The following is a 12,673-nucleotide window of genomic DNA, read 5'->3' on the forward strand; positions in this document are numbered from 1 at the left end:
TCAGGTTTGCCAGACGCGCGGCGGCGGGCTGCCCCGGCGCAACGCATTCATCAGTTTCAGAATTTGTTTGCGCAGCGGCCAGCCATCTTCGGCCAAAAGCCGCACCACGCATTTGCCATCAAAGCCCGAGGCCGCCGCCTCGACACCCGGTTCGTTGAGCACTGCCCGTGCCGCGCCCACTGCATCTTCAGCCCCCGGTGCGCAAAGCACTAGCGTTGCAAAGGCACGAGCCGGGCCCAAGAGCGCAGAGCGCGGACCTTTGGCAAGAATGTTGGAATTGAGCAAGAAAGGCTCAAAAAATACTGGTTTTCCGGCGCGCTCAATTCGGCGCATGTCGGAAAACTGCAAGTCCCGCACCACCTCGCCCATTGCGGCGCGGCCCAGAACCACCGCCTCGAGCAGCAAACAGCCCGCATCAGAGGCGAGTTGAACAGTGGTTTCGCGCGCCAGATTGGCACGGTCAAAGAGAATGGTTTCTTGCGGCAGCCAATCCAGCCAGCCCCCCGGCCCGACCTGATGCAGAACTTGCACTTTGGCAGCCCCGGCATCGGCGCGATAAGCGCGCTCGGCCGCTTGCGTTGTGGCCACCGCCCGCGTGCCGCCTTTAAGATCAAGCCCATAATGGAGTGTATCGCCCGAGGTCAGCCCGCCCGAGGTGTTCAGAAACACCACCTCCGGCACGCCGCGCACATGCGGCAACAGCGCCTTGGCCGAGCCTTGCTGGCGGAGCGTGGTGAGCCGCCCAGCATCAAACCCCACGGCGGCATGGCCGTGGCTGCGCTGATGGCGGACGGGGCGCGCGGTGTCGAACATCAAAACCTCCGGGCCGATCTGACGCAAGGGAGGGGGCAGCGTCCATGCCCCGCGCGACAGCAGGGGCCAGCAAGAAGGCGGCCAGACCAAACGCGCCCAACTTTACAGCCACTTGCGCAAAAAATACGCAACAATGAATCACCCCAAGGGGCCGGGGCGCCGCTCCTCGCTCAACATCACATTGGCCTCGATCTGCCCCGCCCCCGGCAAGGTCATGATCCGGCGCCGCAGCACCCGCTCAAAATCCGCAATGTCACGCGCCACCACTTTTAGCCGATAATCGAACCGCCCCAACACGTGCTGCACCACCTGCACCTCTGGGATGGCGCGCGCCGCGCGTTCAAAATCTTCGAAAGAAATCCGCCCTTTGATCGCCAGCTTCACGCCCAGAAACACGGTCACCCCAAAGCCCAAAGCGGGCAGATCCAACACCAGTCGCCGCCCCGCCAAAACGCCCGCATCTTCAAGCCGTTTCACCCGACGCCATGCGGCGGGCTGCGAAAGACCAAGCCGCCGCCCCAACTCCCCGGCCCCAAGCCCTGCATCGGCGGAAAGCGCCCGCAAGATCGCACGATCGGTATCATCCAGCGCGATCATAGTGGCAGCTCCGCACTGTCTTTGAGCGTAGAGATCAGCATCAGCGAATCCATATCCGCGATATGCGGGAGCGCCAGAATCTGCGCGCGGTAGATTTCTTGATAATGCGCCATATCGCGCGCAATCACATTGAGCCGCACATCGGTTTGCCCGGTAAAGGTCTGTATCTCAATCACTTCGGGCACATCGCGGGCAGCCGCGATGAATTCATCAAAGGCGCGCGGATGCGCCTTTTCCAACGTGAAACGCAAGGAAACCTCGACTTCCCAGCCGAGCTTGCGCCAATCGATCACCGCCTCTTCCCCCCGAATAACCCCGCCCGCGCGCAGCTTTTCCAGCCGCCGCCACAGGCTCGCGGGCGTCACCCCTGCCCGCTCGGCCAATTCTGCACGCGCCAACCCCGGCGCGGCCAGCATCTGCCGCAAGATCCGCCGATCCACATCATCTACTTGCATGATATTTTCGCCAATCAAGTTTCTTGAGCATGACTTTTACCGAATGACCCCAATTTTTACAAATAAAGAACGCATCCTCTTTGCAGGCTGCCTATTGTTGCGGCATCGGATAAATGGAGGAACGCCATGCGCGTCTATTACGATCGCGATTGCGATGTGAACCTGATCAAGGACAAAAAAGTCGCCATCGTTGGCTACGGCAGCCAAGGCCACGCCCACGCGCTGAACCTGCGCGACAGTGGTGCGAAAAACGTTGTCGTCGCGCTGCGCGAAGGCTCCGCCACGGCGAAAAAATGCGAAGCTGAAGGCCTGACCGTGATGGGCATCGCCGAAGCCGCCGCTTGGTGCGACGTGATCATGCTCACCATGCCCGACGAGCTCCAAGCCGAAACCTACAAAAAATACATCCACGACAACATCCGTGAAGGCGCCGTTTTGGCGTTTGCCCACGGCCTGAACGTGCATTTCGGCCTGATCGAGCCGAAACCCGGCGTTGACGTGGTGATGATGGCACCGAAAGGCCCGGGCCACACCGTGCGTGGCGAATATGTCAAAGGCGGCGGCGTGCCCTGCCTCGTGGCCGTCGACACCGACGCGACCGGCAAAGCGATGGACGTTGCGCTTTCGTACTGCTCCGCCATCGGCGGTGGCCGTTCGGGCATCATCGAAACCACCTTCCGTCAAGAATGCGAAACCGACCTGTTCGGCGAACAAGCCGTGCTCTGCGGTGGCCTTGTCGAACTGATCCGCATGGGCTTTGAAACCCTCGTGGAAGCCGGTTACGAGCCGGAAATGGCCTATTTCGAGTGCCTGCACGAAGTGAAGCTGATCGTCGACCTGATCTACGAAGGCGGCATCGCGACGATGAACTACTCGATCTCGAACACCGCCGAATACGGCGAATACGTTTCGGGCCCGCGCGTTCTGCCCTACGACGAAACCAAAGCCCGCATGAAAGCCGTGCTGACCGACATCCAAAACGGCAAATTCGTCCGCGACTGGATGCAAGAATGCGCCGTGGGTCAACCCTCGTTCAAAGCGACCCGCCGCAACAACGATGCGCACCAAATCGAAAAAGTCGGTGCCGAACTGCGCGCCATGATGCCTTGGATCGCCAAAGGCAAAATGGTCGACAAAGAGCGCAACTAATTCAGTTTTCCTCCTTGAAAAGAACGGGGGCGGGCCATGGCTCGCCCCCGTTTGCTATGTCATTAATGCGCGGCCACAGCGCCAGTACGCATCGCCTCATCGCGCAGCATTCGCGACGCCTCCATAAAATCCGCATGGCGCACAACGCAAAGCGGCGCGGCGCCTCGACCAAACAGGCCAGCCGCCGGATCCTTCCAGTATTTGTCTTGCGTGATGTTGTGGGAAACAGGGTCGTAGCGATCGCGTTCGCCGGTGCCAAGCGTGCCCAAATTATTGAACCCGCGCACAGTGATATGACCGGCTCCGCGCTTTTGGCGCAGCACCATCGTATGCATGGGCCAAGCGGCCAATCCCGCAATCAGCACGTCGCCCACCTCGACCATGCCATGCAGGGAATTGCGATCCGGAATCAAAACCGCACGGCGGCAAAACAAGTGCCCATAGGCTGTGGTGGACACCGAGGTGTGCACACCACTGCCATTGGCTTTGCATCCCGGGCAATGCAGGCGCGTGAACACGCCCACAATCTCATTCGCCCGCATCTGCGAGGCCCCAAGCGCCATCTGCGCCCAATGCATCGCCGCCATATGGCAGGTGTACCCAATGTTGCCAGCCCCTGGATGGGCAACATGCCAAGGGTCTGGGGCGATCTTCGATAGTCTGGAAAAGGCCAAGGCCGTCATCTCTGGGATCCTCCATCCTCCGATTTCGCTTCCCAGCATAGCTTAAAAAATGCCGATTCTGCGTGCGGACGGGCAAATCGAACGAGGCTTTATCATCGCGACATCGGGGGAGCCTCGCGCCCCCAAACCGGCAAAAATCACTTATTCAATGTTAATCGGGGCGAACCTCGTCAATTTGGCGACAAAACCAGCCTTTTTCTGCATCCGTTCCGCGCCATGTATAAAGATAGAAGCGGACCACAAACCCGGAGAGACCATGAGCGCTTTGTGGAAATGGAACCTGCGCCAGATCTCTCGGCAGATCTGGGTGCCGATTGCCGCCTTTGCCGCCTTGGGGCTGGCCACGGCAGCAGGCGCGGTTCTGGCCAAACCCTTCCTACCCGCTGATCTGGGTCTGAAGATTGGCGCAGACTCGGTCGGCACGCTGTTGCAAATCCTTGCGTCATCAATGCTGACGGTCACCACCTTCTCGCTCTCAATCATGCTTTCGGCCTTTGGCTCGGCGGCCGGGTCTGCCACACCGCGCGCGATCAAGCTTTTGCAAGAAGATGACGTTTCGCGGTCGGTGCTTGCCACTTTCATGGGGGTGTTCATCTTTGCGCTCGCAGGGCTGATCGGACTACAAAGTGGCGTTTATGATGCCTCCGGTCGGCTCGTCCTGTTCATCGTCACGCTCGCCGTGGTGACGGCGGTGGTGGTGCAACTGGTGCGCTGGATCGGGCATTTGGCCGATTTCGGGCGGCTCGGCGATACGCTTGCGCGGCTCGAAACCGCCGCAACGGCAGCCTTGCAAGAAAGGCTCGCCAACCCGTTTTTGGGCGGGCACCGGCTGAGCCTGACCGAGGCTGCCACACCTGGCCATATCATTCGCGCGCCCACCACAGGATATTTGCAAACCCTTGATATGAAAGGGCTCGAACAGGGTGCCAAATTGGCAGGCGTGCGGCTTGCCATCACCGTTTTGCCCGGCCACTTCGTGCATGAAAGAGCCCCCGTTGCCCATGTTTTGGGGGACAAAACGCTGGATGAGAAGACCGAGCGCTTCATTGCTTCGCGCTTCGTTGTGGCGGAAACCCGCACCTATGAGCAAGACCCGCGCTTTGGCATTTTGGCGCTCTCAGAGGTCGCCTCGCGCGCGCTGTCGCCTGCGGTGAATGACCCGGGCACGGCGATCGGTATTTTGGGGCGGCAGGTGCGGGTGCTTGCGCACTGGCACATCCGCCCCGAACCGGAGCTGATTTACCCCAGCCTCTCGGTCGCGGAACTGAGCCTTGGCGATATGATGACCGATGCCTTTGCCGCGATTGCGCGCGACGGGGCCGGGCTGATCGAGGTGCAGATCCGGCTGCAAAAAATGCTGATGGCGCTATACGATATTGATCCGGCGCTCTTCGGCCCCGAGGCGCTAAAACTCTCTGATCGAGCGCTGGCGCTGGCCGAAGCAGCACTCGTTTTGGACGACGATAAGAACACCTTGCACGCGCTTAATGCGCAATTGCATGCGCGGCGCCTACCGGACGACCCTCTTGGCCGCGCTACCTGAGCCCGGTTGCGGGAACAGGCGTTTTGCGGCAGGGTCGCGACAAATCGCAGGAGGGGCGGATGAGCGAACTTGATCAAAAGCAACTGGAAGCGCTGGAAGTTGAGCGCGCCAAGATCTTCACCCCCGGCTGGTTCGGTGATCTGATCTCGGGCCGACTGAGCTTTGGCGATACGTTCTGGCTCGGCCTCTTTGGCGTTTTGATGTTTGTCGTCCCCGCCGTAGTGTTGGTTGCGGGGTTGCTCTACGCCCAAGCCACCGCTGCGATGATCCCGTTTTTGAAAGTGATCTCTGGGCTTTATGGAATTTGGGCCCTCGCCGTTTCGCAAGCGCTGCTCCGTATCGGGGCGCGTGGCGGCTGGCCCATCACAGGCATGGCGCTGGCGGCGGGCATGGCGCTTTACGCACTTTACACCGCCGCCACGCTTTAAGTCTTAGGCCGTTTCGCGTTCCACCGCCGCAACGATACCATCAACCGTCTGCGCCAGCAGATCGGCGTCTTCGCATTCGGCCATCACCCGAATGAGCGGCTCGGTACCCGATTTGCGGATCAAAATCCGGCCCTTCCCAGCCACTGAAGCCTCGGCCGCCGCAATCACTTTTTGAACATTCTCGGCCTCAAGCGGCGCCTGACCCGCCTGATACCGTACATTTTTCAACATTTGCGGCACGGTTTCGAATTGCGTCGTCAATTCAGAGGCGCGCGCGCCTGTCTCGGCCATTGCAGCCAAGAATTGCAGCCCCGCCATCAGCCCATCGCCCGTGGTCGCGTAATCGGTCATCACAATATGGCCCGATTGCTCCCCTCCAAGGTTGAAGCCGCCCGCGCGCATCCGCTCAACCACATAACGGTCGCCCACAGCCGTACGCTCAAGCCCCAAACCGCGCCCTTGCAAGAAACGTTCAAGCCCAAGGTTGGACATCACCGTCGCCACCAGCGCATTGCCGCGCAGCTTGCCCGCCTCGGCCCAACGCGCGGCGAAAAGCGCCATGATCTGATCGCCATCGGCAACCATGCCGTTTTGATCAATGATCATCACCCGGTCGGCATCGCCATCCAGCGAAATGCCAAGATCCGCCCCATGCGCCACCACGGCTTCTGCTGCGGTTTGGGTATAGGTCGAGCCGCATTTATCGTTGATGTTCAGGCCATTCGGCTCCACGCCCACGGGGATCACATCACAACCCAGTTCCCACAAAACCTGCGGGGCCGCCTTATAAGCGGCACCATGCGCGCAATCGACCACGACCTTCAGCCCCTTAAGGCTATCACGCGTCGGGAAGGTCGTTTTCGCATATTCGACATAGCGGCCAAGGCCATCATCAATCCGCTTGGCGCGACCAATGTTTTGCGGTTGCGCGAGGCGAATTTCGCCGGCCACAATCGCTTCAATCTCGGCCTCGGCCTCATCGGACAATTTGAAGCCATCGGGGCCGAAGAACTTGATACCATTGTCTTTCGCCGGATTGTGGCTCGCCGAGATCATGATCCCCAAATCAGCCCGCATCGAGCGCGTGAGGTAGCCCACAGCAGGCGTCGGCACCGGCCCCAAAAGCAGCACATTCATCCCGGTAGAGGTCAGCCCAGCGGTCAGCGCGTTTTCCAGCATATAGCCCGAAAGCCGCGTGTCTTTGCCAATTACCACGCGGTGGCCGTTGCGGCCATCACGGCGGAAATAGCGCCCCGCCGCAGCGCCAAGGCGCAGGGCCAGTTCGGCGGTCATCGGGGCGGTATTGGCTTCCCCACGCACCCCATCGGTGCCAAAAAGCTTCCGCGTCATTGCTCGTACCCTTTTGTTATTGCGTTATAAAGGCGGATGCCTTGGGCGATTTCGGCAACATCATGGACCCGGTGCATTTGCGCGCCTTGGGCAAGCCCCGCAAGCGTCACCGCCAAAGTGCCCGGCGCGCGGGCATCTACCGCCTCCGCCCCACCGATGGTGCCAATGAACCGTTTGCGCGAAACGCCCAGCAAGATCGGGCAGCCGAGCGCGTGAAACAGGCTCAGCCCGCGCAGCAGCACCAGATTATGCTCGAGTGTTTTGCCAAAGCCGATGCCGGGGTCGAGCATGATGCGTGCACGCGCGATTCCGGCGGCCTCGGCCACGGCCAAACGCGCGGCCAAATGATCATAGACATCCAGAAGAACGTCATCATAGCTGGGCGCGGCCTGCATCGTGGCGGGCGTGCCTTGCGCATGCATGAGGCATAGCGCGGCGCCAGTGGCCGCGACCGTCGCCGCCATATCGGCATCGAAAAGCATGGCGGAGACATCATTCACCAGCCCCGCGCCCGCCTCGACAGCCGCCTTGGCAACCGGGGCTTTGCGCGTATCAATCGAGATAGGCGCGCCGTAGCCTTGCGCACGCAGGGCCCCAATGACCGGAGCAGTGCGAGAGATTTCTTCCGCCACCGGGACTTCTACAGCACCGGGGCGGGTGGATTCGCCACCGATATCCAGCATATCGGCCCCGGCTTGCGCCAAAGCTTGTGCTTGGGCAAGCGCGGCTTCGGGCGCATCGAACCGCCCACCATCCGAGAAGCTATCGGGCGTGACGTTCAAAATGCCCATGACCGAGGGGCGCTCAAATGAGACCCCGGCCAGTGGCGCACGCGGAGCGGTGAGGCGACCCAGCACATCTTCAGGCAGATCAGCGGCAGCTATCAGCCCTTGGCTGCCCGCGCGGGTCAGCACCTCGACATGGGTGAACCAGCACCAGCCACCAGCCAGCGTCAGCGCCCCCGCAGGGCGGCAAGGATCGGTTTGCGCAATTGGTCGATAATAGAGCGTCATGCGCCTGTCTTGGCGCGCAAGACCGCCAATGGCAAGGCTAAGGAAGCGTTAACGCGCGACAGTCTGAACCGGCACGCGACTTCCCGCCGGGGCTGAAACATCGCCGTGAAGTTCCAACCGCACGGCTGCCAGTTGTTCGGCGAGCCAGATGATCAGATTGCCCGCTTCGCGCACCGCGCCCTTGGGGCCATCGACGGCATCCAGCACGATTTTCGAGGGCGCCCAAACCAGCATTTGCCCATGGCGCATCGCCCAATCAATCTCGGTCCGGGTCGCCACCACCACGCAGCGCGGGTCGCGCGCCGCCAGCACCCAAGCGTTTTGCTCAATCGCCAAAAGGTCAATCCGGCGCTGGGTCGGGCGATGGCCGGTTTCGGGTGGCACGCCTTCGGGCATACCCACCGCCAGAATCACCGGCGCGCCCGAAGCCGCGAGCGCATCAAGTCGGGCCGAAAGATCCGGCGCGGCAATCACATCATTGGAGAGATAAGCCACCACCGGGTGCAGTGCGGCATCATCTTCATGCAAGGCTTGCACCGGGGCCGAGGCGCGAGCACGCACGATCTCCACACCCAGCGCGCCGGGGCCACGGTCGAGCTTTTCGATCCGCACGAAAACCCGCATTGCACGCGGCTCAAGCAAGATCCGCTCCGCCACACGTTCGGCCAATGTTTCCAAAAGGTTGAGTCGTTCGGCGGCAAGCTCCGCCGCAATCGCTTCGGTGATCCGGTCATAGGAAAGGATTCGGTCAACATCGTCGTCCAGCGGACCGGACGCTGGCCGCACCTCGACCACAACGTTGAAATTCAGCCGCTGGCTATGGCCACGCTCTTGCTGAAACGCGCCGATATCAGCCTCGACCACATGATCGCGCAAGCTGATCCGGTCGCGCGGATCGGCAGGGGCCGAGGCAAGCGCGCGCTCCTCGGGATGGGCGAAGGCAAGGGAAGTGTCGGATGTCATCGGGCCGCCTTTTTGCCCCCTGATATAGAAAGGGGGCGGACCGAAGCCCACCCCGAAACGTCATTTGCGACCGCTCTTGCGACCTCGCGCTTAACCGCCCGCCGTCTGCGCGGGGCGTTTATAGAAGGTATGCGCCCCAATCCGCACGGTGCGTTCAAACCGGCGCGACCACGAAGGGCGCACGGCGCGGGTGTGGAAGAAGGTGGCACCATCGGTCAAATTGCGCGGCGCGCCATCCAGCATCGCACGTGCAATGCGCGCAGCACGATCCCAAGCGGCGCGGTCGCGAATCCGGTCCGAACGGCCATCGCAGGTCCAGCTGAACTGGCAGCCACGCGAATTGCCTTGATTGACCACGCCACAGACCGAACGCGGGAACCGCGGATCATCGACGCGGTTCAGCACCACTTCGGCCACGGCCACTTGCCCGGCGATCCCCTCGCCGCGCGCTTCGTGATACAGCGTATTGGCAAGGCATTGAAACTGCTCGCCGCCTTTCGGCGCGGGCTGCGCTTCCAGCCAAGCGGCTGTAATTTGCGCCGGCGGGTCATCTTTTTTGCGCGCCCAAGGCCAGAGCGACGCTTTACGCGGGGCTCTCGGCGCGGTGGTCAGCGCCTCGGCCCGCTCTGCGGAAACCGTCTCAAGCGCCACACGTTCTTGGAACAGGAGCGCCATCAGGCCCTGCTCCGCGATCTCCGTCGGATCATTCGACTGGCTTACCGTCGTATCGGCACGCGAGCCTGAGGCGAGAGCCAAGAGGATCATTGCGCCCCCCGCCCAGCTTTTCAGCACTGACATGGTCTTCTTTCGATAAGGTCAAACGCCCCGGCCTAAGCCGCGACCGGGCGGGCTTAGCGAAAGGAAGTTACCTTGTCTATAAAGCGAAATGGCGCGGGCAATTTCCGCCCACAAAAGTGGCGGAAATCCGCGCAAAATCAACCGCCCCTCGCAGTTTTCTCACAGAAATGCGACTAAAGGTAACGCGACGCGATTACCAGAGTCTTGTTGGCGTTAACCTTATTTTCAGCGGTTTTCCGCCTCAGAATCGATTCCGTGGCGCCAGAAGGGCGAAATGCGCAGCGGCGAGTCGTGCAACTGGCACGCGAAAAGGCGAACAGGAAACATAGTCGAATCCCGCCGCGCGGCAGAACGCGATTGATTCGGGGTTGCCGCCATGCTCGCCGCAGACCGAAATCGTCACATCGGACCGCGCCGCCTTCCCGCGCGAGGCGCCCATCAGCAGCAATTCCCCTACCCCTTCCACATCCAGAATATGGAACGGGTCTTCGGCATAGACATGCTGATTGACATAAGCCGACATGAAGCGCCCGGCGTCATCGCGTGAAAGACCATAGGTCATTTGCGTGAGGTCGTTGGTCCCGAAGCTCAGAAAATGCGCGTGTTCGGCAATTTCACCGGCACGCAGTGCGGCACGCGGCGTTTCCACCATCACGCCAAGACGGTAGGCGAAATCAGCTTTCATTTCCGTGCGCACGGCAGCGGCCACCGCGTCGATGCGGGTTTTGACGATTTCCACCTCACGCGCCGCAGAAACCAGCGGGATCATCACCTCAGGCACCACCGGCGCACCACGACGGCTGGCCTCTACCGTCGCTTCAAAAATCGCGCGGGCCTGCATGTCGTAAATCTCGGGCACCGTCACGCCAAGCCGCACCCCGCGCATGCCGAGCATCGGGTTAAACTCAGAGAGCGCCTCAACCCGACGCGTGACCTCTGAAAGCGGCCGCCCCAAAGCCTCGGCCAGATCGCGCAGCCCTTCGCGGTCATGCGGCAAGAATTCGTGCAACGGCGGGTCAAAGAGCCGAATACAGACCGGCTGGCCCGCCATAATGTCGAAAAGCGCGCTGAAATCGGCCTTTTGCATCGGCAACAACCGTTCCAGCGCCACGCGGCGATCATTGGCCGTATCGGCAAAGATCATCTCGCGCATCACCGTCAGCCGGTCTTCATCAAAGAACATATGCTCGGTGCGGCACAGCCCGATCCCATCGGCATCAAACATCCGCGCGGTGCGGGCATCATCGGGCGTGTCAGCATTGGCGCGAATGCCAATGTCGCAGACCGTTTCCGCCCAGCGCAAAAGCGTGCGGAACCCATCATCGAGCGCAGGTTCCAGCATTTCGGCTGCGCCCACCAACACCTCGCCATTGGTGCCATCGACGGTGATCTGATCGCCCTCATGGAACATCCGCCCACCGGGGCCGCGCAAGCTGCGATCGCGCCACGAGATTTGCACATCCGAACAGCCGACGATGCAGGGCAAGCCCAATCCGCGCGCAATCACTGCGGCATGGCTGGTCATGCCCCCACGTTCGGTCAGAACGGCAACGGCGGCATGCATGCCGCGAATATCCTCTGGCCCGGTTTCACGGCGCACCAACACGCAAGGCTCGCCGCGCGCGGCGCTGGCCTGTGCGGCGGTGGCAGAAAACACGATCCGGCCCACAGCGGCACCGGGGCTGGCGGCAATGCCGATGGCGAAGCGATCACGCGGCCCGCGCGGGTCCACCTGATAGTGCAACAGTTCCGAAAGCGCGCGCGGCTCCACCCGCAACAGCGCATCTTCGCGCGAAATCACCTCATCCTCGGCCAAGGCCACGGCAATTTTCACCGCCGCACGGGACGAGCGCGCCACCCGCACCGCGTCAATCACCGCGACGCGGCCCCCTTCCACGGTGAATTCGATCTGCATTTCTTCGCGCAGCCGCTTGCGGCAGATCGCGCCGTAATGGCGCAATTCCTCAAAAACCGCTGGGGCGAGTTCTTCCAGCGCCCCACCGCGCGGGTCGCGGGTCAGGAAAAACGTGTCTTGCGCCGCCGCCCGGCCCTGACTTTGGCCGCGAAACCGCCCCATGATGCGGGGCATACCGGTCACGCTATCGACAAATTGCATCGTGCCCGAGCCACAAACGCCGGGGCCAACCCCCAAAGCCATGCGCTGCACCAAAAGGCCAAGCGCGGCATCCGGCGGCGCGCCTTTCGCCTCGCGCAGAAGCCTTGCCGTTGTGCCCTCCCATGCCCGCGCCATCGAGCGCAGCACTTCGGCCAATTGCCGCGCCGCATCTTGTGGGAAGGGCGCTTCCATCTCGGTCTCGAAAGCGGCCAGCGCCTCGTTCAGCGCGCCGGGGCCGGGGCCCGCATCAAACATATCGGGGTCTAGGCGCGCGACATGCACCGCGTAGCTTTGCACAAAACGCAGATAAAGCGCATCGGCGGCCTCTTGCCCGTGGCTGTCGGCAAGCTTGCGATGCATCGCATCATTCATGCCGACATTGAGCACCGTGCCCGGCCCGCCCCATTCCGGGTTGCCGGGGCTGGACCGTACCGAGACCAAGAAGTCCTCGCCAAAATGCGCCACCATCGCGGCGGTATCGGGCATCACCCCCGCCGCAATCGCCCGCACGGTTTCAACTGGCAGCGACAGCGTCTCGGGCACCGGCATATCCAGCCGAATAAGCCGTTGCAGGCATTTGGCACGCCAACCGTGCCGCGCGGCCTTAACCTTTGCGGAAGGCGTCAGCGCGACAAACTCGGTCACATCGGCGTTTTTTGACATTCTGGCACGTCCTTGGCCCGCTTTTTGCAGGATAGGCAGATCGCCGCCCGGCGCAAGTATGAACGGAAGGTAACAGCCCGCCGACAAGCGGCGGGCCGGGGC

At 61.9% G+C, this 12,673-nt stretch carries 12 protein-coding genes; 3 read left to right on the plus strand and 9 right to left on the minus strand.

Going from position 1 to position 12,673, the window contains the following annotated elements:
* The 3 genes from CRO18_RS00795 to CRO18_RS00805 form a co-directional block, all read right to left on the minus strand.
* Positions 1 to 813 (minus strand): urease accessory protein UreD, encoded by an 813-nt coding sequence (locus CRO18_RS00795; protein WP_097080724.1) that lies wholly within the window; start codon positions 811 to 813, stop codon positions 1 to 3.
* Positions 814 to 951: 138 nt separating this feature from the next.
* Positions 952 to 1,410, minus strand: coding sequence for an Lrp/AsnC family transcriptional regulator (locus CRO18_RS00800; RefSeq protein ID WP_076484209.1), 459 nt, complete (start codon positions 1,408 to 1,410; stop codon positions 952 to 954).
* Entirely contained in the window at positions 1,407 to 1,865 is a 459-nt protein-coding gene (locus CRO18_RS00805; RefSeq protein WP_076484278.1) for an Lrp/AsnC family transcriptional regulator, read from the minus strand. Before CRO18_RS00805 ends, CRO18_RS00800 begins: the two co-directional genes overlap by 4 nt.
* A 126-nt stretch (positions 1,866 to 1,991) precedes the next feature.
* On the opposite strand from CRO18_RS00805, the gene ilvC reads away from it, so the two are divergent.
* On the plus strand, positions 1,992 to 3,014 hold the full coding sequence (gene ilvC, locus CRO18_RS00810; protein WP_097080725.1) for a ketol-acid reductoisomerase: 1,023 nt from the start codon (positions 1,992 to 1,994) through the stop codon (positions 3,012 to 3,014).
* A gap of 62 nt (positions 3,015 to 3,076) precedes the next feature.
* Here ilvC and CRO18_RS00815 read toward each other — a convergent pair whose 3' ends face one another.
* Positions 3,077 to 3,697: a hypothetical protein gene (locus CRO18_RS00815; protein ID WP_097080726.1), complete on the minus strand. Its 621-nt coding sequence runs from the start codon at positions 3,695 to 3,697 to the stop codon at positions 3,077 to 3,079.
* A 256-nt stretch (positions 3,698 to 3,953) separates the two neighbouring features.
* On the opposite strand from CRO18_RS00815, the gene CRO18_RS00820 reads away from it, so the two are divergent.
* Together CRO18_RS00820 and CRO18_RS00825 are read left to right on the plus strand one after the other, a co-directional pair.
* Positions 3,954 to 5,240 carry a DUF2254 domain-containing protein gene (locus CRO18_RS00820; protein WP_170952514.1) on the plus strand — a complete coding sequence of 429 codons (1,287 nt, stop codon included), beginning with the start codon at positions 3,954 to 3,956 and terminating at the stop codon, positions 5,238 to 5,240.
* Between the two features lie 59 nt (positions 5,241 to 5,299).
* A complete protein-coding gene (locus CRO18_RS00825; protein WP_097080728.1) occupies positions 5,300 to 5,668 on the plus strand; it encodes a hypothetical protein in 369 nt (122 codons plus the stop codon).
* A gap of 3 nt (positions 5,669 to 5,671) precedes the next feature.
* Here the strand turns inward: CRO18_RS00825 and glmM are convergent, their stop codons facing one another.
* The 5 genes from glmM to CRO18_RS00850 form a co-directional block, all read right to left on the minus strand.
* Positions 5,672 to 7,018, minus strand: coding sequence for a phosphoglucosamine mutase (gene glmM, locus CRO18_RS00830; protein WP_097080729.1), 1,347 nt, complete (start codon positions 7,016 to 7,018; stop codon positions 5,672 to 5,674).
* The gene (gene folP / locus CRO18_RS00835) at positions 7,015 to 8,031 is read right to left on the minus strand and encodes a dihydropteroate synthase (protein WP_097080730.1); all 1,017 of its coding nucleotides are present in this window, start codon (positions 8,029 to 8,031) and stop codon (positions 7,015 to 7,017) included. Before folP ends, glmM begins: the two co-directional genes overlap by 4 nt.
* 48 nt (positions 8,032 to 8,079) lie before the next feature.
* Positions 8,080 to 8,994, minus strand: coding sequence for a dihydroneopterin aldolase (locus CRO18_RS00840; protein ID WP_076484216.1), 915 nt, complete (start codon positions 8,992 to 8,994; stop codon positions 8,080 to 8,082).
* 90 nt (positions 8,995 to 9,084) lie between these two features.
* Entirely contained in the window at positions 9,085 to 9,759 is a 675-nt protein-coding gene (locus CRO18_RS00845) for a cell wall hydrolase (protein ID WP_249275960.1), read from the minus strand.
* 274 nt (positions 9,760 to 10,033) lie between these two features.
* Positions 10,034 to 12,571, minus strand: coding sequence for a putative PEP-binding protein (locus CRO18_RS00850; protein ID WP_076484218.1), 2,538 nt, complete (start codon positions 12,569 to 12,571; stop codon positions 10,034 to 10,036).
* Positions 12,572 to 12,673 lie beyond the last annotated feature (102 nt).

The organism is Rhodobacter sp. JA431, from assembly GCF_900217725.1.
Classification (GTDB): Bacteria; Pseudomonadota; Alphaproteobacteria; order Rhodobacterales; family Rhodobacteraceae; genus Rhodobacter; species Rhodobacter aestuarii.

Coding starts and splice junctions, on each gene's coding strand:
- folP (WP_097080730.1), bottom strand. CDS start 8,031: ATGACGCTCTATTATCGACCAATTGCGCAAACCGATCCTTGCCGCCCT.
- CRO18_RS00805 (WP_076484278.1), bottom strand. CDS start 1,865: ATGCAAGTAGATGATGTGGATCGGCGGATCTTGCGGCAGATGCTGGCC.
- CRO18_RS00795 (WP_097080724.1), bottom strand. CDS start 813: ATGTTCGACACCGCGCGCCCCGTCCGCCATCAGCGCAGCCACGGCCAT.
- CRO18_RS00845 (WP_249275960.1), bottom strand. CDS start 9,759: ATGATCCTCTTGGCTCTCGCCTCAGGCTCGCGTGCCGATACGACGGTA.
- CRO18_RS00815 (WP_097080726.1), bottom strand. CDS start 3,697: ATGACGGCCTTGGCCTTTTCCAGACTATCGAAGATCGCCCCAGACCCT.
- CRO18_RS00825 (WP_097080728.1), top strand. CDS start 5,300: ATGAGCGAACTTGATCAAAAGCAACTGGAAGCGCTGGAAGTTGAGCGC.
- ilvC (WP_097080725.1), top strand. CDS start 1,992: ATGCGCGTCTATTACGATCGCGATTGCGATGTGAACCTGATCAAGGAC.
- CRO18_RS00840 (WP_076484216.1), bottom strand. CDS start 8,994: ATGACATCCGACACTTCCCTTGCCTTCGCCCATCCCGAGGAGCGCGCG.
- CRO18_RS00800 (WP_076484209.1), bottom strand. CDS start 1,410: ATGATCGCGCTGGATGATACCGATCGTGCGATCTTGCGGGCGCTTTCC.
- CRO18_RS00850 (WP_076484218.1), bottom strand. CDS start 12,571: ATGTCAAAAAACGCCGATGTGACCGAGTTTGTCGCGCTGACGCCTTCC.
- glmM (WP_097080729.1), bottom strand. CDS start 7,018: ATGACGCGGAAGCTTTTTGGCACCGATGGGGTGCGTGGGGAAGCCAAT.
- CRO18_RS00820 (WP_170952514.1), top strand. CDS start 3,954: ATGAGCGCTTTGTGGAAATGGAACCTGCGCCAGATCTCTCGGCAGATC.